The sequence below is a fragment of the Ruegeria sp. CDSA033 genome (genome assembly GCF_059612305.1).
This window is the reverse complement of sequence record NZ_JBXWQI010000001.1, coordinates 288204-313343: the sequence shown is the minus strand read 5'-3', so window position 1 is coordinate 313343 and position 25140 is coordinate 288204. Positions and strand designations below refer to the sequence as shown.

Here is a 25140-nt window from a genome sequence, read left to right as displayed (position 1 = left end):
CGGACCGAGAGGACAAACATGGACGATTTCCTTTACCAGGCTTCAATCTATCTGGCTGCCGCCGTGATAGCAGTGCCCTTGTCGGCACGTCTGGGGTTGGGTTCAGTTCTTGGTTATCTGGCCGCTGGCATTGTCATTGGCCCAGTCTTCGGGCTTGTGGGGGCCGAGACCGAAAGCCTGCAGCACGTGGCTGAATTCGGTGTCGTCATGATGCTGTTTCTGATCGGGCTCGAGCTTGAGCCGCGCGCCTTGTGGGACATGCGCGACAGGCTCCTGGGACTAGGCGGTCTGCAGGTGTTGCTGTCCACCGCAGTCATCGCTGCAGTTGCCATATATGCAAATCACCCTTGGTCGGTCGCACTAGCCGTCGGGTTAACCTTATCTCTGTCATCCACAGCGATTGTGCTGCAAACGTTGTCGGAAAAGGGGTTGATGCAGACAAATGGAGGTCGGGCGACATTCTCAGTGCTTCTGACGCAGGACATCGCGGTCATTCCCATTTTGGCGATGCTGCCGCTTTTGGCGTTGCCTGCAATGCCTCATATCGAAAACGACGGCTCAATCGACCGTGGCGCGGATGCGCTGCATGAGGCCGGACATCATAGCTTGTCACTGGTCGAGGGCCTGCCCGGCTGGGCCGTTACGCTGGTCACCATCGGCGCAGTTGCCTTCGTCATTCTGGCTGGCATCTACCTGACGCGTCCACTGTTCAGGTTCATCCACGCCACTAGGCTGCGCGAAATGTATACGGCGCTAGCGCTGATGATCGTCGTGGGCATTTCCTTCCTGATGACACTAGTCGGACTCTCCCCTGCTCTGGGCGCGTTTCTGGCGGGTGTTGTTCTGGCAAGCTCAGAATTCCGCCACGAAATGGAAAGCGACCTTGAACCGTTCAAGGGACTTTTCCTGGGGCTGTTCTTTATCACGGTCGGCGCTGGAATTGACGTCGGCTATTTCTTCAACGACCCACTGGACCTGATCGGTTTGGCACTGCTGGTCATACTGGCTAAAGGGATCATCCTGTATTTGGTCGGTCGTGCGTTCCGGCTGCGCGGTCGAGATCACTGGTTGTTCACATTGGGTTTGGCGCAGGCAGGCGAATTCGGCTTTGTGCTGTTGGCCTTTTCAACGCAACAAAACGTCATCCCACCGGATTTGTCGCAAAAACTGCTGATGATCATCGCCCTGACAATGCTGATCACCCCGCTGCTGTTCATCATCTTCGATTTGCTGTCGCGCCGTATGGGAGATGGCGTCCCCGAGGCCGAGCCCGATGAGATTGACGAAAAAGGCCCAGTCATCATCGCCGGAATTGGGCGTTTTGGTCAGATCGTGAACCGGTTGGTCCGCGCGAGCGGGTTCAAGACCGTCGTACTGGACCACGATATTGAGACAATCCAGTTGATGCGTCGTTTTGGCGTCAAAGGATTTCTGGGTGATCCCACGCGGCCAGAACTGCTGCGTGCCGCCGGGCTTGAAAAAGCTTCTGTTCTGGTCGCCGCGATGGATGACCCCAAGCAAGTCACACGTTTGGTCGGCTTTGCCCGGCGTCAGCGACCGGATTTGCACATTGTGGCCCGCGCACGTGATCGTACCCATGTCTACCAATTGTATCAGGCCGGAGCGAATGACATTGTCCGCGAGATGTTCGACGGATCACTACGGGCAGGTCGCTATGTCCTGGAAAACGTAGGTCTGAGCGAATACGAGGCGGCTCAGGCCGAGCAGACATTCTATCACCACGACCGCGCCTCTGTGCGTGACCTGGCAGAGCTGTGGATTCCCGGAATGTCAACCGGTGACAACAAGAAATACATCGAACGAGCGCGGCAGCTTGAGAAAGACCTGGAAACCGAGCTGCTGGAACTGGCCGAGAAACACGCAAAGAAATCAGCCTGACCCGGTCTTACCGGATCAGGCGGTTTGATCAGCCGTCCGAAACACCTGCTTCGGCAAATGTCGCCATGCCGGAATGGCACGCGACCGCGCATTTAAGTATGTTGATCGCCAGCGCCCCGCCCGAGCCTTCGCCCAAACGCAATCCAAGACTCAACAATGGCTCTTTGCCCAACTTGGCCAACACAGCGGCGTGTGCGCCTTCGGCACTTTGGTGGCCTGCAACCGTGTGATCCAATGCGCCCTCGGACATGTTTGCCAGACAGGCTGCAGCCGCCGAGCAAATAAAGCCGTCAAGTATAACCGGGATACGCAAGGCACGCGCAGCGGCGATGGCCCCGGCCATGGCCGCGATTTCACGCCCGCCCAGACGGCGCAGGATTTCCAACCCGTCACCCGACCCGCCATGCAAGGCGATGCCTTCGGCCACGACGCGTGTTTTGTTGGCCAAACCGGCATCGTCTACCCCAGTGCCACGCCCAGTCCAGTCTGCGGCGTCGCCACCGAACAAAGCGCATGCGATGGCAGCCGCCGGGGTCGTGTTGCCGATACCCATCTCTCCAACCACAAGCAAATCGGCATTGTGGTCCACGGCGGTCCAGCCCACGCGCAGGGCCTCAAGCAATTCTTCTTCGGACATCGCGGGACCAGCGGTGAAATCCGCGGTCGGTCGATCCAGATCCAGCGCGTGCACATTCATCGTCGCGCCCGCCGCTTTGGCCAGCTGATTGATCGCCGCGCCGCCATGTTCAAAGTTCATGACCATCTGAACAGTCACCTCGGGCGGAAAGGCCGACACGCCTTGCGCTGTGACGCCATGATTGCCCGCAAATACGATGACCTGAGGGGCCGAGATCTGCGGCCGGGCATCCCCACGCCAGCTCGCATACCAAATTGCCAAATCCTCAAGCCGGCCCAATGCGCCGGGGGGTTTAGTCAGTTGTCCGTTACGCTCAGCAGCACCTTGCAGCGCATTGCCATCCGGTCCCGGAGCGTTACTCAGGGCCTCGCGAAGGGTTTTCAGGTCTTTTAATTCCGGCAGCATCCAAAGCCTCGTTGCATCAGAGTGGTCCTCTGTGTTTAACCGAAGCGTCCGATCCAACAAGACCCCGAAAGGCGCGGGAGTGAACAAAAACGACACCAAACTGTTTTCCGCGTGGGATTTTCCGCTGTCGCTGGTCCTGTTGACGCGTCTGCCGATGCCGCGCCTGCCGGAATATCTGTTTGCGCGGCAGGCCAATGCGGCCTGGGCCTTTCCCCTGGTGGGGCTGGTCGTCGGGGTGTTGGCCTGTGCCGTCGGTTGGACGGCCGGTGCATTCGGCCTGCCCGCATTCGCCAGCGCCGTGATACTTGTGGCGGTGCTGGTGATCGCCACCGGCGCTATGCATGAAGACGGGCTTGCCGACACGGTTGACGGGTTTTGGGGCGGGTTCACCACCGAACGCCGCCTGGAAATCATGAAGGACAGCCATATCGGTGCTTACGGCGTTCTGACGCTGATCTTCGCCCAACTGCTGCGCGTCGCGCTGATCGCAGCACTTCTGTCGGCCAACGCATTTGCGGGTATTCTGGCGGCCTGCATCGTCTCACGCGCAGTCATGCCAATCCTCATGGCAGCTTTACCCAACGCCAGAAACAGCGGGTTGAGCCATTCGGTCGGCGGCCCAAAGGCCGAGACAGCGGCGATCGGCTTTGGCCTTGCGGTCGTCTTATCGCTGCTGCTGATCGGACCAAGCGCGCTGATGGCAACGGTATTTTCCGCGCTGATTGTTGGAATCCTGGCATTCATCGCCAAGGCCAAAATCAAAGGTCAAACGGGCGATGTTCTGGGCGCTTCGCAACAACTGGCAGAGCTTGCGTTCCTTACGGCATTGGTTGCAACGATCTAAGTCGTCCCGCCTGTTTCGATCCTCAGGGTTTCGCCACAATGCTTGCAGTGAACCGCATCTGGATCGTGACGATACAGGCCACAGTTTGAGCATTTGTGGCGTACTTTCTGCGGCATGAAAATCGCCTGCGCCAACCGGACAAACAACGCCACGCCGACGATCATGATGAAGACCGAAAACAATTTGCCCCCCGGGGTCGCCAGCGTGATGTCTCCGAACCCGGTGGTCGTCAGGGTTGCCATGGTGAAGTAAAGCGCATCGATATAGGCGTGCGGGCTGTTTTCCGGGATGAAGAACACCAGAACAGCGGTGGACGTGGCGAATACGAAAACCAACAGGTTGATCGCCGCGATCACCGCGTCTTCATGCGTGCGAAAAAAATCGCTGTCCCGTCGCAGATCCCTTAGCAGGTGATAGGAATGGATCAGGCGTAGCGCTCGTAAGATACGCAGGAACGCAAGATTCCAAGGTAGAAACAGATCAAGAAACAGCGAGACGATCACAACTATGTCGGCCATCGTGTAGACTTGGCGCAGTAGCTTCCAGCGATCTTTCGAAATCCACATCCGCGCCGAAAAATCCAGCACGATGAAGAACCCAATGATCAGGCTGGCAACGGTGAATCCCGTGCCGTGTTCGCCATTTGCCGTAGCGACAAAGAAAACGATGGTGATCGCATCAAACAGGATCAAGCCATAGCGAAACCAGACGGAAATGGGGTCGTGGCCGATATATAGATATTTGACTGTCTGTTTTAGGTTCACTGTCTACGCGCCTCTTCTTGCTGGAAAATTAGCCGTAAACGGCGCTTTCACCAAGCCATCAACGCGAAAAAGCCGCCCCCTTACGGGAGCGGCCAGAAAATTGACTTGAAAAGCGATCAGGCAGCCGCGGCCGCGCGCGAGGTCAGAACCTCATCAATCTGCTTGGCCGCCGATACTTCACCTGCGCCGGACACAGCCGCGACTTCGCGGGTCAGGCGTTCCAGCGCGGCTTCGTACAGCTGACGTTCAGAATAGCTCTGCTCGCGCTGGTCATCAGTGCGGTGCAGATCGCGCACAACCTCGGCGATCGAGATCAGATCACCGGAATTGATCTTTTGTTCATATTCCTGCGCCCGGCGCGACCACATTGCACGTTTCACCTTGGCCTTACCCTTCAGGGTTCTCATTGCCTGGCTGATAACGTCAGGAGAGCTAAGGGACCGCAGGCCGGATTCGGTAACCTTGTTGGTCGGCACCCGCAGGGTCATCTTGTCTTTTTCAAAAGAAATGACGAACAGCTCGAGCGAGTATCCCGCGACTTCCTGCTCTTCGATCGAAATGATCTGGCCCACACCATGGGCGGGGTAGACAACATAATCGTTCGGGCGGAACTCAAGCTTTTTCGACTTAGACATACAGGTTCATCCTTGGTTACGAGAGAGAGGCAGAGACAACAAAAGACCCCAAACCGCGCCAATATCAGGCCCGGTCAGGCGGTAAGTTTGTCAAAAAATCAGAACTCCAAAGCGTACATACTTACGGAGTCATCCCCATCTCATTCATCATTCAGTTTCTGAGTATATCACAAAATTGCGACGCCCGAAAGTCCGGCCCCCACAATGGTGAAGAAACCCCAGACTTTTCAGAGCGATACAGCAGAAGACCGCTATTCAAACTACCCGGTTCAGTTACCGAATCGCTTAACCGCCTTCGCCGGGTGCTTCGGAGAAATACTTCTCCATCTTGCCCTCTTCGCCGTCACGCTCTTCCGCTTCAGGCAAGGGGTCTTTCTTGGTAACAATAACCGGCCACTGCTCCGAGAATTTCCGGTTGAACTCGACCCACTGCTCCATGCCAGGCTCAGTGTCGGGACGAATGGCGTCCGCAGGGCATTCGGGTTCACACACACCACAGTCGATGCATTCGTCGGGGTGAATGACCAATGTGTTCTCACCTTCGTAAAAACAGTCCACCGGACACACTTCGACGCAGTCGGTGTATTTGCAGCCAATGCAGTTTTCGGTGACGACATAGGTCATTGTGGGATTCCCATTCTCGGTTTGGGCGTCTAGCTAATTCAGTCTGGCCTTCTCTTCAAGGTAGGATCATCCATCCCGGGGGCGAGAAAGATCAAGCGCGCGCCTATCTTTCTTTGTTGGACGACCCTTTCCCTCAAATCCCGGATTCTTAGGAGGCACGTCCTTCTTTTCCGTCATATCGAAGTATAACGTTTGTGCCTCGGTCGCCGGGCCACGCCTTTCCCCCAGTGCTTCGACGCGTACTACGCGCACGATACGGCCTTGGGGGAAGGTCAGAACGTCACCGGGCCCAATGGCCTGTGCCGGCTTCAGAACCCGGTTTCCGTTCAACCGGACATGACCGCCGCTGACCTGTTTGGCGGCCAGGCTGCGGGTCTTGAAGAACCGCGCCTGCCACAACCACTTGTCGATCCGCAGCTTGGCCTCGGCCATCGCAGATCAGTTGCCGTCCTTCAAACCCATAAGCGCTGCTGCAAACGGGTTATCGGGATCGATCGCCTTTTCCTTCCGGGGCGGACGGGATGAGAACGTCTTGCCACCTTGCGGTTTGCCACCCTTCTTGCCTTGCGGCTTGCCGCGACCATCCTGCGGTTTGCCGCGCGGCTTGCCTTTGCCCGGCCCCTGCCCTTGCCGCTGTTCACGACGCGGAGCGCGATTGGCCGGGCGCTGACGACCCCAGGTGAAAGTGTAGAACACCTCAACTTCGGTCTCGTCTGAGGCGGGTTCGCTTGCTGGAGCCTCGGCTACCGCCTCGGTGCTTTCGGTGGCCTCGGCTGGCGCCTCGGCGGTCGCGACGACCTCTTCGACTTCTGCCTCGGGTGTCGGGGTTTCTTTGGCGGCGGGTTGTTCCGTCACATCAGTCGCGGGCTTTTCGGCTTCGACCGGTGCGGCTTTGACCTTTTCACGCTCACCGCGCTCGGCCTTATAGCCCAGCCCTTGCATCAGATCCGCGAACTGCTCAAGCGTCATGCCAGTGATCGACAGCATATCGGGCTTGGCCTCGAAACCACCCCGGCTGTCTTCGGCGCGCAGCATGTCTGCCAGACGCTCCAGCATGTCGATACGGATCGAACGCTCGCCCGCATCGCGGTAACCGCACATGGTATCGTAGCCCTCGGGCGCGCCTTTGGCGACCGGAACAGTGACTAGGCCCGGAGGCGGCGCGTCAGGGAATTCCTGCAATCCACCGGCCAGCGCCCACAGCACCAAACGCAAGCGCGTCGGCGCAGGTTTCAGTAGCAGCGGCATGAAGATGGTGAACTGACCAAACCGGATGCCGTGCTTACGCAGCGCTCCACGTGCGTCCTGATCCAGATCTTTGACCTCTTGCGCAACACCGGCGCGCGGCAAAACGCCTAGCCCTTCAACCATGCGGAAGGCGAACCCTTTGGCCAGGCCTGACAGCTCTTCGTCGCGCGACAGGTTCAGCAGCGGCTCGAACAGGGCGGCAACCTTTCGGTCGATGAAATGCTGCAAACGCCGCTGCACTTTCTGTTCGACATCCGGGCCTGCGGCCTCATCCACAAAAACCTCGACCATCGGCCTAAGGGGTTCTGCCCCGGCAACAAGCTTGCCAACAGCATACTCACCCCACATCAGGCCACCCTGATCGGTAAAATCAATTTCGGTATCGGGCGCGTTGTAGAAGCGGTCTGCACGCAGATGGAATTGCGGTGCGAGTGCTTGCAGAGAGGCCGATTTCAAAGCTTTCGCCTCGGTTCCCTGTGCGCTTTTGTCCGGGGTAAACCGGAACCCTTCCAGACGACCGACGAATTCTCCTTCGACGGTCACTTCACCCTTGTCATTTACTTCGGCCAAAAGGGCCTCCTTCTGTTTGAGCCGGCGCAACAACACTGACGTGCGCCGGTCCACAAATCTCTGAGTCAAACGATCATGCAGAGCGTCCGACAGCCTGTCTTCTACAATGCGCGTTTCCGCGCGCCAATGTGATTCGTCACGCACCCATCCGTTTCGTTGCGCAACATATGTCCAGGTGCGAATATATGCCAACCTTTTGGACAGTGCATCAATATCCCCGTCTGATTTGTCGATGCGGCGGATTTGCCGCGCCATGAACTCGTCAGGGATAGTGCCGCGTTCATACAGGTGCCCGTAGATCACTTCGAGCAGGCTGGCGTGTTCCGCGTGGCTGATACCGCGAAAATCGGGGATTCGGCAAACATCCCACAGCAATCGGACGGACGGTCCATCGCTAGCGCGAGCGATGACTTCGGCCTCCTGAGACAGCGATTTCAGTGCGTTCAGGTCGTCTGCGGGTCGGGCCTTGATCAGATGTTCGCTGTCAGGGCTGACTTCCAACGAGTCGATGAGGGCCTCAACCGAGCCAAACCGCAAAGCGGCATTCCGCCAGTTCAGTTTCTTCATCGGCGTGAACCGGCTGTCCATGATCGCCTGTGCGACCCCTTCGTCCAGCGGCGGGGCTTCACCCGTCACCCCAAAGGTGCCATCCGACATCCCGCGCCCTGCCCGACCTGCGATCTGCGCCAGTTCATTTGGGGCCAGTGGACGCATCCTTCGACCGTCAAATTTGGTCAGCGACGAAAACGCCACGTGGTTCACATCAAGGTTCAAACCCATTCCGATGGCGTCTGTCGCAACGAGGTAGTCCACCTCACCGTTCTGATACAGCTCGACCTGCGCATTCCGGGTCCGCGGGCTAAGCGCGCCCATGACCACGGCGGCCCCGCCCTTTTGGCGGCGTAGCAGCTCGGCAATGGCGTAGACGTTATCGACCGAAAACCCGACAATGGCGCTGCGTGCGGGCATGCGGCTGATCTTTTTCGAACCGGAATAAACCAGCTGAGACATTCGTTCACGGCGAATGAACTGCGCTTCGGGCACCAGCGCCGCAATCGGTCCGCGCAAAGTGTCAGAGCCCAAAAACAGCGTCTCATTCGTTCCACGCGACCGCAGCAGACGGTCGGTGAAAACATGACCACGCTCGGGATCTGCACACAGCTGGATTTCGTCGATGGCTACGAAATCTGCGCCCATGCCTTCCGGCATCGCCTCAACGGTGCAGACCCAATACTTAGCACGCGGTGGAACGATCCGCTCTTCACCCGTCACAAGGGCAACGACCGACGGCCCGCGGATCGCGACGATCTTGTCATAGACCTCGCGCGCCAGCAGACGCAGCGGCAGGCCGATCACACCTGTCCGGTGCCCCAGCATCCGCTCAATCGCGTAATGGGTTTTACCTGTGTTGGTCGGGCCCAGTACGGCCACGATTCGGGTTGACCCGCTCACCTTTGCCCCCTGCCCCAGCTTGTTAGAGGGCCGAGCCCTCGACCCGGGGCTTCAGTCGATTCACGGCATTGGTTACTTCTTCGTGATGGGGATGTATAGCTAAAGCACGCTCATAAGCGTCCAGCGCTTTGTCGGGTCGATCGACGATCTCAAAAATCAGTCCCAATCCGTAGATAGCCTCGTAGTTGTTGGGGTTCAGCGTCAAGGCGTATTCCAGATCAGCCGCAGCCATGCCGAAACGTTCGATCCCGAAAAAGGCCGATGCCCGCACGTGCCAGGCTTCGGCAAATTGCGGCGCGTGATCAGTCAGCGCAGTCAGATGCTGGATCGCGGCCAGAGAGTCGCCATCTTCCAGCGCCTCGCGCCCGCGCTCAAGCAACAGATCCGCCGAGGCCGAGCCAGACTGCGCCCACAGCGCCTTGAGCTGACGATCTATGTTCATCGCCTGTTCGGGGGTTGCCTCCGACAGTTGCAGCAATAGTTGTTCCTCATCCTTGGAATCCGCCGTTTGGGCGAAAGAAGGAATGGAAAACGTGACTAGAAGCGCTGTTGCCGCGACGATACCTTTGAGATTGGTGCTTGCAATGCTCATAACAACGTTCAGTGTAGCGCTGCGCCCGCGGATGTCCATTCCCGGCGCACAAACATAGTGAGGAGAAACATGAGCGACACTCTGGAAAAAGCGGCAGCCGCGTTGAACGAAAAACTGTCGGGCGGCGATTTTACCGCGTCGGCAAAATTTGCCATCGCAGATCTGGGCTCAATCGTTCTGGACGCAAGCGGCGCGCGCGTCAGTGACGAAGAAACAGACGTCACCATGAACGCCGATGCGGACACGTTCGAACAAATACTCAGCGGTGAGTTGAACCCCACTGGCGCGTTCATGTCGGGCAAGCTGACCGTGGATGGTGACATGGGCGTTGCCATGCAACTGGCATCGGCGCTGGCCTGATGGACCTGTCGCCGGCCCCTTTCTTTGCAGACATGGCCGGCGTCCCCGCCGGTGGTCAGGCTCATTGGCTGAACACAGCGGACAACACACGCATTCGGGTTGGCCACTGGCTGCCCGAAGGCGATACCTGCGGCACGGTGATGATGTTTCCCGGTCGCACCGAATATATCGAAAAATACGGCAACTGCGCGGCTGAGTTTACGGATCGCGGCTTTGCGTTTCTGGCTGTCGACTGGCGCGGTCAGGGCTTGGCCGACCGGTTGCTGGATGACCCACGCGTCGGGCATGTCGAACAGTTCACGGACTATCAACAAGACGTTCAGGCCACGCTGGATCTGGCAACCGAACTGAACCTGCCGAAGCCTTGGTTCGTGATCGGACATTCCATGGGCGGGGCCATCGGTATGCGCGCGGCTTTGGAAAAGAACTGCTTTGCCGCCTGTGCCTTTACCGGGCCCATGTGGGGCATTTTCTTTACTCCGATCATGAAACCGCTCAGCCGTCTGACCGCCTATTGGGGGCCTAGGATCGGGTTGGGGGAAAAAACACCACCAACTACGTCCTTGGAAAGCTATGTGGCCTCCCAACCGTTCGAGGGTAATGTACTGACCCGCGATCCGGACATGTTCCAGATGATGAAAGATCAACTGACTGCACAGCCCGAACTGGCGCTTGGTGCGCCTTCGACAATCTGGCTGCGCGAAGCGTTGGATGAATGCGTCTGGTTGATGGACCAGACCGCACCGGATACGCCGTGTCTTACCTTTCTTGGCAGCCATGAACAGATTGTCGATCGCAAGGCTATTCGCGCCCGCATGGCGAACTGGCCCAGTGGCACTTTGGTCGAAATCCCGGACGGCGAACACGAAGTTCTGATGGAAGCGCCCGACGTGCGCGGGCCGGTCTTTGACCAGTTGGCCGCTCATTTCAAAGCCGCGCAAACTGACGCGGTGCCGGAACCGGTTCTGTCTTCCGAAGTCTGATCACGCACCGCTTGTGATCCCCGTCTCGCGCGCCTAGATGTTGGCGAAAGCTATTATCGAGGTGATCCATGCGCGACCTTCCCTTTCCCGTCCGAGACGCAAATGCTGCCGGAGGTGCCGGCAATCTGGGCAACCTGCCGGAATGGGATCTGACCGATCTCTACACCTCAGAGGACGCGCCCGAACTGTCCCGCGATCTGGACTGGTTGGAAAAGGAATGTGCCTCGTTTGCCGAAAACTACGAGGGTAAGCTGGCTGATCTGGATGCTGCGGGTCTGCTGAACTGCGTCGAGCGCAATGAGAAGATCAATTCAATCGCCGGGCGCATCATGTCGTTTGCTGGTCTGCGGTACTATCAGCTGACCACAGATGCCGAGCGTGCCAAATTTCTGTCCGACATGCAGGAAAAGATCACCATCTTCACCACCCCCTTGGTGTTTTTCACGCTCGAAATCAACCGCATCGACGATGATGTCCTGAAGGCGCATTTCGATGCGAATGCCGATCTAGCGCGGTACGAGCCGGTCTTCCGCCGCATCCGCGCGATGAAACCCTACCAACTGTCTGACGAGCTTGAGAAATTCCTGCACGACCTCGGCGTTGTTGGCGACGCGTGGGAGCGTCTTTTTGACGAAACCATTGCCGGGTTGACCTTCACTGTTGATGGCGAAGAACTGAACATTGAAGGCACCCTGAACTTTCTGACCGAGCAGGACCGCGCCAAACGCGAAGCGGCCGCGCGCGAGTTGGCCGCTGTGTTTCAGGACAACATCAAGACCTTTGCCCGCGTCCACAACACGCAGGCCAAGGAAAAGGAAATCGTCGACCGCTGGCGCAACATGCCGACCGCGCAAACCGGTCGCCACCTGTCCAATGACGTGGAACCCGAGGTCGTTGAGGCTCTGCGTGAGGCGGTCGTGGCCGCCTACCCCAAGCTCAGCCATCGCTATTATGAGCTGAAACGCAAATGGCTGGGTCTGGATGTCATGCAGGTCTGGGATCGTAACGCTCCGCTGCCGATGGAAGACACCCGCATCGTTGATTGGGATGAAGCCGAAAAGACAGTGATGGACGCCTATACTGCCTTCGATCCCCGCATGGGTGAAATCGCGGCTCCGTTTTTCTCGAAGGGTTGGATCGACGCGGCCGTGAAGCCCGGGAAGGCTCCGGGCGCGTTTGCGCATCCGACCGTCACCGAGGTTCATCCATACGTGATGCTCAACTATCTGGGCAAACCGCGCGACGTGATGACACTGGCGCATGAGTTGGGGCACGGCGTCCACCAGGTACTGGCGGCCGATCAGGGCGAGATGCTGTCTTCTACCCCACTGACGCTGGCTGAAACGGCGTCGGTCTTTGGTGAAATGCTGACTTTCCGCAAGATGTTGGACAAGGCCGAAACTCCGGAACAGCGCAAGGTGCTGCTGGCCGGCAAGGTCGAGGACATGATCAACACAGTTGTCCGACAAATCGCCTTCTACGACTTCGAATGCAAACTGCACGCCGCCCGTCGCGAAGGCGAGCTGACCCCGGTTGACATCAACGCTTTGTGGATGAGCGTTCAGGCCGAAAGCCTTGGCCCGGCGTTCGAATACATGGAAGGGTATGAGACCTTCTGGGCCTATATCCCGCACTTCGTCCACTCACCGTTCTACGTCTACGCCTATGCGTTCGGTGACGGTTTGGTGAATGCGCTATACTCGGTCTACGAAAGCGGTGCGGATGGGTTCGAAAACAAGTATTTCGAAATGTTGCGCGCTGGTGGGTCCAAACACCACAAGGAACTGTTGGCCCCGTTCGGATTGGATGCAAGCGATCCCAAATTCTGGGACAAGGGTCTGTCGATGATTTCTGGCTTTATCGACGAGCTGGAAGCGATGGAAAACTAGTCACTTCTGGCTTTTGGTCGTCAGGAAAATGGCGACCACAATCAACACAGCCCCTAGGGCCGCGACCGGCGTGATTGCGGCCCCCAGAAACAGGGCTGAGTTGATGAACGTAAACACCACGGATGCGGCGAACATCAAGGTCGCAGTCAACGTCGAAACCCGCGCGGCGGCCTCGTACCAGAGGTAGTAGGCCAAAGCGGTTGGTAGCACCCCCAACAAAATCAGGAACACGACATCGTTGGCCGTTGGTATTTGCAGTGAAAATGCGGCCAGCGGGACCAAAAGCACACCCGAGCACAAGAATATCCCAAATAGGAAGTTCAGACGTTCTCCGGTCGTTTCAGAATTTCGCATCGCCCGGCTGCTCGAGATTAGGAAAACCGCCCAGCTTAGGCCTGCTCCGATTTCAAGCAAGTCTCCGAACAGGGGCTCTCCACCGCCTTGGAAATCCTGATAAACCGTTAGGAACACGCCGAAAATCGCCAATCCCGTGGCAAGTACGTCTGAGCGCGTAACGGGCGTGTCGGCAAAAAAGTACAGGAACATAAGAACAAAGAACGGCGCCGTGTTCTCAAGAACCATGGCATTGGCTGCACCGGTATGTTCAAGCCCGATGTGGAACAGGATGTAGTTGACCACAGTGGACAGAACGGCCAGCCGAAAGTTCCAGTCATTCAACCGGATTAAAACAGCGACCCGCATCACGCGCAGCATGCAATAGATGGCGATGGCTGCGATGAACAGGCGCGTTACCGCAATTTGCAGCCCTCCCAGATCGCTGGTCAGGTAGCGGACTATGACGCTGTGCGTGCCCCACAGGAAAGCCGCAAGAAACCCAAGAACCAGCCCGTTTTGCAAGAGTGGCTGCTTCTCTTTGGTGTCGGGCATCCTTGTGCCCCGCTTACTTCAACTGACTGTCTTTAGAACCGCGCCGATTGATGCCGGAACGGCCCTTGAAGGCCCCGTCCCGATCCTGCTGGCAATCCAGGCAGAGTTTAACACCGGGAATGGCAGCTCGCCGCTTTTCTGGAATCGGCTCTTCACATTCGGCGCAATGGGTCCGGCTTTCCCCGACAGGCCGCTTTTGCGCCTGCATCCGGGCCAGTTCGTCCGTAATGGACGCTTCAATCTGTTCGCTCACCGCGCCATCACGCGCCCAACCGCCGGCCATGGTCTCCCTCCTGATCAGGTGACAGCCAGATTAGTCCAGCCGAGCGCTGCGTGGCAAGTCAGAGGGCGACCGCGCCCTCAAACACCCTGTCAATCATTGCCTGCGTTCCGCGCGAGAATTCCAACGGGCATGGGTAATCAGACCCGTCGCGGACTGATTGGCAAAATGCCTCGACCTGAAGCTTGTAGTGATCGTCGCCCGGGAACCGCGTGACCTGAACCTCAAGTCCCGGACGATGCAGTTCCACCCGCGCCTCACCAAAAACACGCGCATTGAAAGGCGCGGTCAGGCGGATCACGCCACCCTCGCCATGGAACACCATTTCCTGATGCGGGTGCATCCGGATCGAGACGTAGCTGGAATAGGTAAAATCGGTGAATTGCGCGCGTATCTCGGTGAAGGCATCAATGCCATCTTCCCAGCGGATCGCGGATTGCACCGAAACTGGTTCTTGCCCAGTGGCGAACCGGGCGCTGCCAATCACGTAGACGCCGATATCGCGCAGCCCACCGCCGCCGGTTTCGGCCCGGTTTCGGATGTTGCCGGTGTCCGCCCGATTGTCAAAGCTGAACGCCCCGGTCACGTGCACAAGCTTTCCGATCGCCCCATCCGCGATCAGTTGCCGTACGAATTGCCACTGCGGGTGGTGCACGATCATGTACGCTTCGGCCGCCAGCAAACCGGTCTGATCCCTCTTTTCGATCAGCGCATCAAACTCGGGCGCGGACATGGCCATGGGCTTTTCACACAGAACATGCTTACCGGCGTCCAACGCCTTGAGGCTCCATTCGACATGCAGATGGTTGGGCAGCGGGATATAGACCGCTTCGATTTTGGGATCGGCCAAAAGGGCGTCATAGCTGCCATAAACCGTCAGATCAGGGCAGTACTGCTGGAACGGCTCAGCCTTGGCTGCGTCCGACGTGGCAAGACCTGCCAACCGGGCCCCGTCCGCCGCGTGAATTGCCGGCGCCATGAACTGTCGTGCGAATTTCGCGGCGCCCAGAACGCCCCATTGAACAGGTTGCTGCATACCGCCGCCTCATCCTTTGTTAGCTTGTGCCGTCTCTATCAGGGAATCGCTTTAAAGTCAGGGGTTTCGTGGTGTTTTCCGCCCATTAGCGCACGTAAACCTAAGAATTTCTTGATCCGTTTCATTGTCTGCGCCGTAGCAACTATGTCACCGGGTAATCGGCATTGTCCGTTCAAAGCACCCGGGATTGATGTTGTGACCAACTGGGTGGGAGATTGCCAGACATGCCAACACCGACAGAGACAATTACCGGAACCGTGTTGATGAGCGGAGCCGTCGGCTCGTTCGATGACAACAACGGAGATTTTGACATCCTGCGCGAGGCCGTTGTTGCCGCCGGCCTTGCTGGGGCACTGGATGATCCCGAGGCCAGCCTTACGGTATTCGCCCCGACCGACGCCGCCTTTATCGGACTTGCCCAGGCATTGGGCTATGCGGGTTCGGACGAAGCAGGCGCGTTGGGGCACATCGTCAAGGCGCTGACCCTGTTGGGCGGAGGGGATCCCATCCCCATGCTGACAGAGGTTCTGAAATATCACGTGGTGAACGGGGAATTCGACCTGGCTGCTGTCGCCGGCCTGGGCGACGGCGCCCAGATCGAAACGTTGCAGGGTTCATCGGTTGAGTTGAACCTTCAAAGCGACCCACCAAGTTTGGGCGATGCAGATGACGGCATCGCCGATCCGGGTATCATCCAAACCGATATTGAAGCCACAAACGGGATCATTCACGCCCTAAACGGAGTCCTTCTGCCCGTATCGGTTACGGACATTCTGGGTCAGAAGAACACCGATTTCATCCTCGGCGACGACTCGGACGAGTTCTATTTTACCGGGCGAGGTCAGGACTTTGTTCATGGTGGTGGCGGAAATGATGTCATCAATACTGGCCGAGGCAATGATGTCGCGCTTGGAGGCGCTGGACACGACGTGATCTTTGGCGGTCGTGGCAAAGACATTCTGCGCGGTGATGAAGGCGAAGATACGATATTCGGCGGCAGAGGGGCCGATGTGATCGACGGTGGAGCCGATGATGACATCATGTTCGGCGGACGTGGCAAAGACATGTTTGTCATTGAAAACGGGGATGGCGATGATTGGATCGTCGACTTCCGGGTCGGAAAGGACAAGATTGACTTGTCCGGCTACGAAGGCATCGCCGGGTTTGAAGATATCGAGGATGATATCTCCGGTGGCTTCTTCCAGACCACCATCGAACTAGGGGACGGGGACAGTATTGTCCTTACGGGCATTGGAGCCGGGCATCTGACCGAAGACAGCTTTATTTTCGCCTAAAGAAAATCAGCCCGCCGTTGTGGCGGGCTGAACCAATTGGGTCAGACAGTACCCAGCATGCCCTTTTCTCGGGCCAGCTCGCGCATCTTTTTCTGCAGCTTCTCGAAGGCACGGACCTCGATCTGTCGAATGCGCTCGCGGCTGACATTGTACTGCGTGCTGAGCTCTTCCAGCGTGACGGGCTGATCCATCAGACGGCGCTGAGTCAGGATGTCCTTTTCCCGGTCATTCAGGACATCCAGCGCAGCCGCCAGAAGCTCGCGGCGGGCGTCAAGCTCGTCGCGGGCTTCGTAATCGCCCGCCTGATCGGCATCTTCGTCCTCAAGCCAGTCCTGCCATTGCATGGTGCCTTCGCCCTCGGACCCGACGGTCGCGTTCAGCGAGGCATCACCACCAGACATCCGGCGGTTCATGCTGATGACTTCAGCTTCGGTCACGCCCAGATCAGTAGCGATCCGCTTGACGTTTTCAGGACGCAGGTCGCCTTCTTCCAGCGCACCAATACGGGCCTTGGCCTTGCGAAGGTTAAAGAACAGCTTTTTCTGCGCCGATGTCGTGCCCAGCTTGACCATCGACCACGACCGCAGAACGTATTCCTGGATCGAGGCACGAATCCACCACATTGCATAGGTCGCCAGACGGAAACCTTTTTCCGGATCAAACTTTTTGACCGCCTGCATCAGGCCCACATTGGCCTCGGAAATCACCTCGGCCTGTGGCAGGCCGTAGCCGCGATAGCCCATAGCAATCTTGGCCGCCAATCGCAGGTGCGACGTGACCATTTTATGTGCAGCTTCAGTGTCTTGCTCTTCGACCCAACGCTTGGCGAGCATGTACTCTTCTTCCGGCTCAAGCAGCGGAAATTTGCGAATTTCCTGCATATAGCGGTTCAGGCCGCCCTCGGGCGTCGGCGCGGGGAGATTTGCGTAATTTGCCATGATTCATGTCCCTCCGACAAATGTTTACTTCGTTAACATGGGATATGGGAATAAGTCCCGATCCATTCAAGAGGTACCGTTAACAGTTTGAAATTAACGATTGATAAAGGAAAGCTAAGAACGCGTTACTCACGTATGTTTGCGTATTATGTCAGCGGCGCGCGCAATTGTTCAATCAGAATTTCCATATCATTTGGCAAATCGGCCTCAAACCGAAGATTTTCGCCTGTCACAGGGTGCTCAAAGCCTAAAACTGCGGCATGCAACGCCTGTCGCGAAAAACTGCGCACAGCCTCGGCAGCGGCCGGATTGAAGGCTTTCGCCGCAAGCTTGCGTTTACCCCCATACACCGGATCCCCAACCAGCCCATGCCCGGCATGGGCCATATGGACACGGATCTGGTGCGTTCGGCCGGTTTCCAGCCAACATTCAATCAGCGCGATGCCTGCCGGGTTGCCAAATGTCTCGACCAACCGCGCCCGTGTCACTGCATGCCGACCACCGTGGAACAGAACCGCTTGTTTCTGCCGATCGTTTTTGTGCCGCGCCAATTGCGTGGTCAGGCGCATGATATTGCCCGGTTCAAAGCTGACACCCTTGATGCCACGCAAACGTGGGTCATTCGCATCCGGAACGCCGTAGCAAATCGCGCGGTAATAGCGTTCGACGCTATGCGCCTCGAACTGAGCGGCCAGACCGTGATGGACCGCGTCAGACTTGGCGACCACCAGCAAGCCGCTGGTCTCTTTGTCGATGCGGTGCACGATGCCAGGGCGTTTGACGCCCCCAACGCCCGACAAGTCCTTACCGCAATGATGCAGCAAGGCATTGACCAGTGTTCCGTTGGGTGAGCCCGGCGCTGGGTGAACGACCATGCCTGCCGGTTTGTTGATGACGATCAGGTCCGCGTCTTCATAGACGACGTTCAGCGGGATATCTTCGGGACCGATGTGGCTTTCTTCGGCTTCGGCGACGGAGATTGACACCAAGGCGCCTTCGGCCACCTTGGCCTTTGGGTCCCGAACTTCGACACTGTCGATGGTCACCTCGCCGTTCTCGATTAACCGGGTCAGGCGGGTGCGCGACAGGTTTTCATCCGCTGGTACATCCCGTGAAAGCGCCTTATCAAGACGTGGCGGCGGATCGGCCGCGATCTGAAATTCAATCTGGCGGGTGCCCATGACTGTCCCTTCCGAACCCCAAGAACCGCAGGAAACACCGCAGCTTCGCTTGCTGCGGCGCATGGTCATGCTGCTGACCGCGGTGATGATTGGCGGGGTTCTAGTGACATTCGCACTGATTGTCATCCGACTATCGGACAGAACCCCTACTCTGCCTGATCAAATCGAACTGCCGGATGGTGCCAAAGCACAGGCCGTAACGATCGGCAGCAACTGGTACGCCGTCGTGACCGATGACAACCGCATCCTGATTTTTGACAAGACGACTGGAAAACAGCGTCAAGAAATCGTCTTGCAGGAATAGCGATCAGCTGTCCAAAGCCATTCGGAATACGATCTCAGTGGCTTTACGCAAAGCCTCATACTCTTCGGGCGTATCCCGGCGGAAGTTCTTGTCCTCATCGCTTAGCTTTGTCGGGGTGAACAGTTCGGGCCGGTCGGGAAAGAACTCTTGCTGAAAGGCGGTATCCTGCTTGGCTAGGAATTCGTCCAGCCAAGCGCGCTCATCTGGTTCCAGCACATCATTCCGCCGCACCATGACGGGGTCATCGACAATAATTCGGCGCAGTTGGCGGCTTTTCTTACGCCCCAGCGCACGGGAGATGACACCAAAAGCTTCGCTCGCCGCGCGGGATTGCGACGGGTTGGACACGGCTCCTGCTGAAACCTCCTCCGCCAAAGGCGTACCGATCCGCGACAGGAAATCATCAACGACGTTGCCCCGGACCATGCCTGAGCGTTCATACAAAAGCGGAGCAACGGTGACGCCGGGAAAGGCGGTGCGTATTTCGGCCAGTTTGGCAGAAAAACTCAATCGTTCCGGTTGATTGCGGATAATATCAAGTTGCTGGCGGATGTATTCAGTCCCGCCGTTGGGCAGCCGCCCGGCCTTTGCCCGCTGTTTGTAATCAGCCTCGAAGAAATCGGAATACCGCCGGCAATAGTAGGTGATCGTCAATGCACGCGAGGGGATATCAGCAAAAACCTCGGCCAGCCGGTTCAGATTGCAGCCGTAGAACATCTCGGAAGAGACAACACAGGTCTGATCCGCATGCGCGTCGTATTCAGTGGTCATGGCAGACCGAAACGGATCCATCGGATCTGCGCTTCGGTTGATGTGAAAGGCGACGATGTTGTGACTTATCGCCAGACGTGTCCCGCCATCCAGCCGGCGTCGACCGGTCTCCATATAGTGCAGGCCGATCTCGTTCATGACCGAATGCTTCCGGCGTAGAAATCCCTGCAAGGCGGTCGTGCCGGTTTTGGGCATCCCCATGTGCAGCCAAAGCATTACGTAGCCCCTGTCCCCGAATTGTCCTGCGTCATGCCTGCTGGCTGGCCGTGAAACCTGCGGTCATCTGCTGCATGAGGTCCTGCATCTCGGGCAGGTCGCGCAATTGTCCGATCTGTTGGCGGTGCAGATCGCAGGACGCATGATGCAAGCGCGCAACCTCGGGGTCAGAGAGCATTTCGTAATAAAAACCACGTTTGCGATCCAAAACCACATCGATCGAGGTATTCGTCTGGGCGTTCTGGTTCATCATGTTCCAGTATTCCAGGCCAAGGCTTTCCCCCAAATGGTGGGCACGACCGCGCATCTTTTTGACCAGATAGCTTTCACAGGACTTCAGCGCATAGTGATTGACCTGCACAAAGTCATAGCCGACCGAGTCACGGGCCGATCGCCAGCTTTTTTCATAATATCGCTCGGGCATCAGTTGGCCTGATCCGTTATACCAATGACATTCTTCGATGGTTTCGACGGCCGGCTTTTTGGGCCGGTGAACACCCAACCCATCCCAAATCTCACGCTGGAACATAGTCTTAAAGCCCCAAGCCTGCGGCGGCCGGTAGATCTTTTCCGGAGCGGCCTGCCGGAACTGATCCGACAAAAACCGGTCTTCATATCGCACGACACCTGCGTTTCCGAACAACCGCCATGTCATCGAAATCGTCTTGGCGTCAGGGATGGCATCGGTCAATGCCCGCAGCGTATGATCTCCGGTTTTGACATTGATATGTTCGTCAGCGTCGATCACCACGACCCAATCCTGCGGGCGTGCAACCTCCATCTTCTGAAAAGTCCTATAGGCCCGTTTCTGGGGACTGGTCTTGCGACGCGAGTTGTTGTCGACGTGGATCAGAATGCCCTTTTCATCCAACCGTTGCAGCAAGGCATCGGTGCCATCGGTGCAGTCATTGGTCATCACAACCATCTGGTCGATACCAATAGCACGGTTATGGGCCACCCACTCCAACACAAACGGTCCCTCGTTCTTCATCGGAGTGACACTGATATATCGAGGGTTCTGATCGACCATACCTGACTGCCCTGTTCGTTGTTCTTGCCCGGAACTTATCGGGATCATTCGGAATTTGCCGTTAAATTACGTTGAATTAATGGAACTACCAAGGGGAATTCCACGCAATTCACCCACCTGCCCGTTTAAGTTGGTTTGAGAACCGTTTGAATTTGGGGCAAAGGTCTTGTGCTCGGGCCAGATATTTCCGCGCCTTGGCCTTTTCTCCTTGTCGAAGCAATAATTGCCCTGCGGCACCCTGTATTGCCGCTGTATTGTCATCGATGCCAGCGGCTTCCAAAATTTGTTGATGGGCCTGCTCCACGGCACCTATCCGTTCCAGAAAACATCCCATCGCGAAAATCAGAAACGGATTGCCGGGATCACTGGCCAATGCATCTGCCATTGCCAAACGCGCCCGCGAATTGTCCCCTGCCGCTTCGTAGAGTTCTGACAAACGTTTCAGATAGAGAGGACTGTCTGGTCGTTGCGCGCAAACCCATTGTGCGACGTCAATGGCCCGTTCACTTCGCATCCGTCCCAGATGTACGTTCAACATAGTAGCCAGGCTTTTGTGCTCAGGACTCTCCTCGGAAAACTCGGCATTCGGTAGAAAGTTCTTCATTGCTTCAAGACCGTCTTGCAACAACAGAAGCCGTTCCTTGTTGCCAGTCAAACGCCGCGCGCGCTCATCCAGAGAGAGAATTGACCAATCAAGAAGTATGAGATCAAAGTTGCACGGACGGCGAGCAATCACTTTCAATTGTGCAACATGCGTATTGAAACTGAACCACGATCTGCGAATCGACTTCTGAACAACCCAGTCGATTGGTGGTAGTGCCCTGAAAGCAAGTTGATCGCGGAACAACAGGCGTGACCCAAAAATCGTTACGTCCGGCCTCAGAGGTTTTGCCCAAAACGCTAAGCTGAATTCTCGAGCTGCCATCCACCTTTTTTTCTGCGTGCCCAGAACTGCTGACCGCAACGCACGCGCTACAGCGTGGTCCTCGGGCCATATATTGGGGTCCAGCAAAGCCGTCTCGACCATCTCTGCAGCTTCATCCCACTTGTTTGCGTAAAACAAGTTGAGCGCTTGAAGAAGTGGCAGAAACGCGTTGTCCGCTCCCTTATCCAGCAACCTTGAAGCGATATCGCTGGCCTCTTCGTGCCGATCATCTGAATGCAGCCGGTTCATGTGGATCAGAACTTTGGCATAAATATGTGCCGCCTCAGACGTGTTCAAAAAGCCATCAAACCCAGCCTGTAGGCGCCGAATTGCATCCTCATTCGCCTGAGAAATCTCTTCTTCTGTCAGAACATCCCGAAACACTTTTCGCTGTTGACCCGAAATCCGGGCGGCCGCCATGGAAAAGGCCGAAATGACCGGCGCGATTACCTGATCTGCGCGTGACATTGCATAGAGTTCCAGAAAATCGCGTTTCGCCCGGGTCACCCCGGACAAATCGGTAATGTCTGACATCTGCAGCAGGTGCGGGAACTTTTTCTGGAACCGAAACACCAACTCGGGCTGGTCCGAGAACATAATGGCCGCTTTATCGGCGTTCTTCTCTAGATGCGCCTCATACAGTTCTTCGGGTTCGATCTTTGCGGGCCAGGTCGTGTGCTTCCACGGCAACCCATTCAGAATATCACCGCGGCGGATATGATAGGCAGATACACCCTGCCCTGACAGCCTGGCATCCGCGCAATCCATAATTTCGCGTATTTCTTCGGTGAACCCGACCCGGTGAATAAAGTCGCGATATCGCGGGCGGATGGTCTCGACGTCCTCCCACGGGAAGGCCAGCACCTCGAAACCTTCCTCGACCAACACCGACCGTCCGGCGTTGAGATGCGCAATCAGTCGGTCGGGCGAGGTGTCGCTTTGGAAGGACCAGATCGGCAAGGCATTCTGTGCCAGGGTTCCGAACTCCTTGGGAGTAAGGAAATGTTCATCCATCCAATCCTGTGCGAACAACTCTTGTGGGTGGTCCAGCTCGGGCGCGTCCGCGCCCTGCGGGAACCAATTCACCCGGTAGGTCGTGCCGAAATCGTCGGCCAACCGGATGCAGGTCAGCATCATCAGCAACCGGGCGCCCATGCGGTCCTTGCGCTGACCGACAAACACACCTTTGGCGACGGTCACGAGGCGTCCCTTTCCTTCTCGGCCATTGCCTGCCGACGCAGTCGGCGGAATCGCCGCCGGGCTTTCGCCGCCAAGTCAGGGTGCCGCTCGGCGCCGATGGCCTCAATCCCCCGAATATACATAGGCAGGCGACGTCGGGCGCGCATCATCTTGTAATACCCGACCGTATCCAGTGAGCCGCCCATCGCCCCCAGCATCACGGGCTTGAGGATATCCAGCTTGCGCAGCATGGGCGCCGCGAAATGGTTTGAAAACCAGGTCTTGAGCAACATCACGTTGTCGCCCTGCAGACGCTGAACCTGCTGCCGGTCCAGATCAAAGAACGGGTCGTAAAAGACGTAAGCCTTACCAGCTGCCTGAACGGTTTGGGCCGCATCGCTCATCGGCAGGTCCCAGTCCTGCACGCGGCCGAACCGATAGCGGGTTTCCCAAGGCACCAGTCGTTCATCCAGCGTAGTCTGAGGGTTGAACGCGATCACATGCGCGCCGGGTACATGCGCCGAAAAGGTCAATGCTCCAAAGCCACCCATCGATGCACCCGCAAAAACCACCTGATCGAACCGGTCAAAGAACCCCTCGGCGACCTTGTTTTCAAAATAGGAAATGATCTCGGGGTCGCGATACCATGCCTTGGTGCGTGCGAAGACGCCCATGTGGGACCACCCTTCGTCGCGAAAGAACTTCCAGCCCCACGGCTCGCGCGCAAAGGACAGATCATTGGCGTTGGCGATATTGTCAAAGCTGACTACCAGACGCTTCGGGTAACGCTGATGGAACAGGATCGAGTGGCGTTCCAGCTTTTGAAAGAATCCAGTGCCATCGCCGCCGGGGTACAGCTCGACAAACCACGGCGGAGCGGGATCCGTCAGAATACGCTCATACCCTGTCTTGCGATCAGGGTGTTCCGGTTTCAGCTGCTCTTTTGAAAGGTCTTCGGCCATGATGATCAGATCAGGTTATCGGCGAGCCAGACGCGAAACTCTACCCATTCCGGGCGCATCTTGATTTCCGACACTTTGGCCCGATGCCAATCACAGGCCTGCGCATGCAATTCGTTCAACTCTTCATCCGCCTTCAGTTCGGCCAGCAGAGGTGCGGCGCGGAGCGCGGCGGGCAAGATGGATTGGTCAGACTCTTTGTTGGCATTCATGTCCTGCCAATAGGCTTGTCCCTGATCCACCTTGATGTGGTTTGTTCGCCCCCGGTCGCGCTTGACCAGAAACCCATCCATGGACCGGACTGAATAATGGTGGATGCGTCCCAAGGAATGGTCAAACCCATGCCACGCCCGCCAACCGACCTTGTCTGCTGGAAACAGCTTTCCGCCAGCATCTGACCAAGCGATGTCTGGCGCCACCTCCTCGTCAAACCCCTTTGGGCGATGCGGACCAAACCGGGTGAACTTACCATTATTTCGGAACAGCGTTTTCAGCCCAAAAGCGCGGCCTGAATGATAGGGAAATTCCTGATCCCCCATAGAGAATACCTCGGTCACCGGTCTGTCTTCGAAACTGATGTTTCCCGAACTTCCAAACAACTTCCACGCAAAAGATATCGCATCGACCGGTTGCCCTGCTTTTTGCTCGACCTCGGCAATAAGGTCATGAAATCCGTTGTCGCCGCAGCGGATATTCCAAAACTCATCTACATCCAAACACAGCAGCCAGTCGGCCTCTTTGACCTTGGGTTGGCGACGCGCGCGGCGCAGCATCTGGTGCTGGGGATTGCCCCCTTCTTTCACTTCATTGCTGACATGAGTGGCCAGGCCAAGCTCTTGCAACCTTGCAGCAATCTTGTCCGTTCCGTCATCACAGTCGTTGGTGAAAATCACAAAATGGTCGACGCCCAGTGTTTTGTGGAACGCGACCCATTCCAGCATATATGGGCCTTCGTTCTTCATCGTTGTGAACACGGTGATGGACTGAGACATGTTACCCTTCCCAAATAGTCTTGCCCCACTCATACACATCCCGATCCGCATGGGCGAGACACGAAATTGTAGTAAGGGCATTCCAACGCTAACTGGTGCAACACCACACGGCAGTTGCACTGATAAATCGCTAGTTTCTGCTGGATTATGGTGCGGTCGAGAAGACTCGAACTTCCACGGGTGTTACCCCACAGCGACCTCAACGCTGCGCGTCTACCAATTCCGCCACGACCGCACTGCCAAT

General features: G+C 57.1%; 24 protein-coding genes and 1 tRNA gene. 7 read left to right on the top strand and 18 right to left on the bottom strand.

Annotated features, from left to right (window positions below):
- Positions 1–18 precede the first annotated feature (18 nt).
- Positions 19–1899 carry a monovalent cation:proton antiporter-2 (CPA2) family protein gene (locus AC2FLA_RS01615; protein WP_496719982.1) on the top strand — a complete coding sequence of 627 codons (1881 nt, stop codon included), beginning with the start codon at positions 19–21 and terminating at the stop codon, positions 1897–1899.
- A gap of 28 nt (positions 1900–1927) precedes the next feature.
- Here the strand turns inward: AC2FLA_RS01615 and cobT are convergent, their stop codons facing one another.
- Complete coding sequence (gene cobT / locus AC2FLA_RS01610) at positions 1928–2941, bottom strand: nicotinate-nucleotide--dimethylbenzimidazole phosphoribosyltransferase (protein WP_496719980.1); 1014 nt, start codon at positions 2939–2941, stop codon at positions 1928–1930.
- 79 nt (positions 2942–3020) lie between these two features.
- Here cobT and cobS point away from each other — a divergent pair, with 79 nt between their 5' ends.
- Positions 3021–3785: an adenosylcobinamide-GDP ribazoletransferase gene (gene cobS / locus AC2FLA_RS01605; RefSeq protein ID WP_496719978.1), complete on the top strand. Its 765-nt coding sequence runs from the start codon at positions 3021–3023 to the stop codon at positions 3783–3785.
- Here cobS and AC2FLA_RS01600 read toward each other — a convergent pair.
- From AC2FLA_RS01600 to AC2FLA_RS01575, 6 genes are all read right to left on the bottom strand, one after another.
- The gene (locus AC2FLA_RS01600) at positions 3782–4549 is read right to left on the bottom strand and encodes a potassium channel family protein (protein WP_058277667.1); all 768 of its coding nucleotides are present in this window, start codon (positions 4547–4549) and stop codon (positions 3782–3784) included. The genes cobS and AC2FLA_RS01600 overlap by 4 nt on opposite strands.
- 116 nt (positions 4550–4665) lie before the next feature.
- Positions 4666–5184, bottom strand: coding sequence for a CarD family transcriptional regulator (locus tag AC2FLA_RS01595; protein WP_058277666.1), 519 nt, complete (start codon positions 5182–5184; stop codon positions 4666–4668).
- A 285-nt stretch (positions 5185–5469) separates the two neighbouring features.
- On the bottom strand, positions 5470–5808 hold the full coding sequence (fdxA, locus tag AC2FLA_RS01590; protein WP_058273871.1) for a ferredoxin FdxA: 339 nt from the start codon (positions 5806–5808) through the stop codon (positions 5470–5472).
- Positions 5809–5874: 66 nt separating this feature from the next.
- On the bottom strand, positions 5875–6240 hold the full coding sequence (locus AC2FLA_RS01585) for an RNA-binding S4 domain-containing protein (protein ID WP_496719976.1): 366 nt from the start codon (positions 6238–6240) through the stop codon (positions 5875–5877).
- A 6-nt stretch (positions 6241–6246) separates the two neighbouring features.
- Positions 6247–9078: a helicase-related protein gene (locus tag AC2FLA_RS01580; protein ID WP_496719974.1), complete on the bottom strand. Its 2832-nt coding sequence runs from the start codon at positions 9076–9078 to the stop codon at positions 6247–6249.
- Positions 9079–9100: 22 nt separating this feature from the next.
- Positions 9101–9670, bottom strand: coding sequence for a tetratricopeptide repeat protein (locus AC2FLA_RS01575; protein ID WP_233494683.1), 570 nt, complete (start codon positions 9668–9670; stop codon positions 9101–9103).
- Positions 9671–9739: 69 nt separating this feature from the next.
- Here AC2FLA_RS01575 and AC2FLA_RS01570 point away from each other — a divergent pair, with 69 nt between their 5' ends.
- The 3 genes from AC2FLA_RS01570 (at position 9740) to AC2FLA_RS01560 (ending at position 12902) form a co-directional block, all read left to right on the top strand.
- A complete protein-coding gene (locus AC2FLA_RS01570) occupies positions 9740–10030 on the top strand; it encodes an SCP2 sterol-binding domain-containing protein (RefSeq protein WP_058273875.1) in 291 nt (96 codons plus the stop codon).
- Complete coding sequence (locus AC2FLA_RS01565; RefSeq protein WP_496719972.1) at positions 10030–11013, top strand: alpha/beta fold hydrolase; 984 nt, start codon at positions 10030–10032, stop codon at positions 11011–11013. Before AC2FLA_RS01570 ends, AC2FLA_RS01565 begins: the two co-directional genes overlap by 1 nt.
- A 68-nt stretch (positions 11014–11081) precedes the next feature.
- Positions 11082–12902, top strand: coding sequence for a M3 family oligoendopeptidase (locus AC2FLA_RS01560; RefSeq protein ID WP_496719970.1), 1821 nt, complete (start codon positions 11082–11084; stop codon positions 12900–12902).
- Here AC2FLA_RS01560 and AC2FLA_RS01555 read toward each other — a convergent pair whose 3' ends face one another.
- From AC2FLA_RS01555 to AC2FLA_RS01545, 3 genes are read right to left on the bottom strand one after another with little or no spacing between them, the layout of a single operon-like run.
- Complete coding sequence (locus AC2FLA_RS01555) at positions 12903–13790, bottom strand: DMT family transporter (RefSeq protein WP_496719968.1); 888 nt, start codon at positions 13788–13790, stop codon at positions 12903–12905. It abuts the gene before it with no gap.
- Positions 13791–13803: 13 nt separating this feature from the next.
- Entirely contained in the window at positions 13804–14073 is a 270-nt protein-coding gene (locus tag AC2FLA_RS01550; RefSeq protein WP_108858884.1) for a DksA/TraR family C4-type zinc finger protein, read from the bottom strand.
- 58 nt (positions 14074–14131) lie between these two features.
- Entirely contained in the window at positions 14132–15106 is a 975-nt protein-coding gene (locus AC2FLA_RS01545; RefSeq protein ID WP_496719966.1) for a Gfo/Idh/MocA family protein, read from the bottom strand.
- A gap of 224 nt (positions 15107–15330) precedes the next feature.
- On the opposite strand from AC2FLA_RS01545, the gene AC2FLA_RS01540 reads away from it, so the two are divergent.
- A complete protein-coding gene (locus tag AC2FLA_RS01540; protein WP_496719964.1) occupies positions 15331–16401 on the top strand; it encodes a fasciclin domain-containing protein in 1071 nt (356 codons plus the stop codon).
- 41 nt (positions 16402–16442) lie between these two features.
- On the opposite strand, the gene rpoH is transcribed toward AC2FLA_RS01540, so the two are convergent.
- Positions 16443–17339 carry an RNA polymerase sigma factor RpoH gene (rpoH, locus tag AC2FLA_RS01535; protein WP_058273882.1) on the bottom strand — a complete coding sequence of 299 codons (897 nt, stop codon included), beginning with the start codon at positions 17337–17339 and terminating at the stop codon, positions 16443–16445.
- Between the two features lie 146 nt (positions 17340–17485).
- Positions 17486–18520 (bottom strand): RluA family pseudouridine synthase, encoded by a 1035-nt coding sequence (locus tag AC2FLA_RS01530; RefSeq protein ID WP_496719962.1) that lies wholly within the window; start codon positions 18518–18520, stop codon positions 17486–17488.
- Between AC2FLA_RS01530 and AC2FLA_RS01525 the strand changes: the two genes are divergently transcribed.
- Positions 18519–18824 carry a DUF6476 family protein gene (locus tag AC2FLA_RS01525; RefSeq protein ID WP_496719960.1) on the top strand — a complete coding sequence of 102 codons (306 nt, stop codon included), beginning with the start codon at positions 18519–18521 and terminating at the stop codon, positions 18822–18824. The genes AC2FLA_RS01530 and AC2FLA_RS01525 overlap by 2 nt on opposite strands.
- 3 nt (positions 18825–18827) lie before the next feature.
- Here the strand turns inward: AC2FLA_RS01525 and AC2FLA_RS01520 are convergent, their stop codons facing one another.
- The 6 genes from AC2FLA_RS01520 to AC2FLA_RS01495 form a co-directional block, all read right to left on the bottom strand.
- Positions 18828–19811: a hypothetical protein gene (locus tag AC2FLA_RS01520; RefSeq protein ID WP_496719958.1), complete on the bottom strand. Its 984-nt coding sequence runs from the start codon at positions 19809–19811 to the stop codon at positions 18828–18830.
- A 31-nt stretch (positions 19812–19842) separates the two neighbouring features.
- Positions 19843–20889 (bottom strand): glycosyltransferase family 2 protein, encoded by a 1047-nt coding sequence (locus AC2FLA_RS01515; protein WP_496719956.1) that lies wholly within the window; start codon positions 20887–20889, stop codon positions 19843–19845.
- A 61-nt stretch (positions 20890–20950) separates the two neighbouring features.
- The gene (locus tag AC2FLA_RS01510) at positions 20951–22966 is read right to left on the bottom strand and encodes a hypothetical protein (RefSeq protein WP_496719954.1); all 2016 of its coding nucleotides are present in this window, start codon (positions 22964–22966) and stop codon (positions 20951–20953) included.
- On the bottom strand, positions 22963–23907 hold the full coding sequence (locus AC2FLA_RS01505; RefSeq protein WP_496719952.1) for a hypothetical protein: 945 nt from the start codon (positions 23905–23907) through the stop codon (positions 22963–22965). Before AC2FLA_RS01505 ends, AC2FLA_RS01510 begins: the two co-directional genes overlap by 4 nt.
- 5 nt (positions 23908–23912) lie before the next feature.
- Entirely contained in the window at positions 23913–24896 is a 984-nt protein-coding gene (locus AC2FLA_RS01500; protein WP_496719947.1) for a glycosyltransferase family 2 protein, read from the bottom strand.
- A 148-nt stretch (positions 24897–25044) separates the two neighbouring features.
- A tRNA-Leu gene (locus tag AC2FLA_RS01495) sits at positions 25045–25131 on the bottom strand.
- Between the last annotated feature and the right edge of the window lie 9 nt (positions 25132–25140).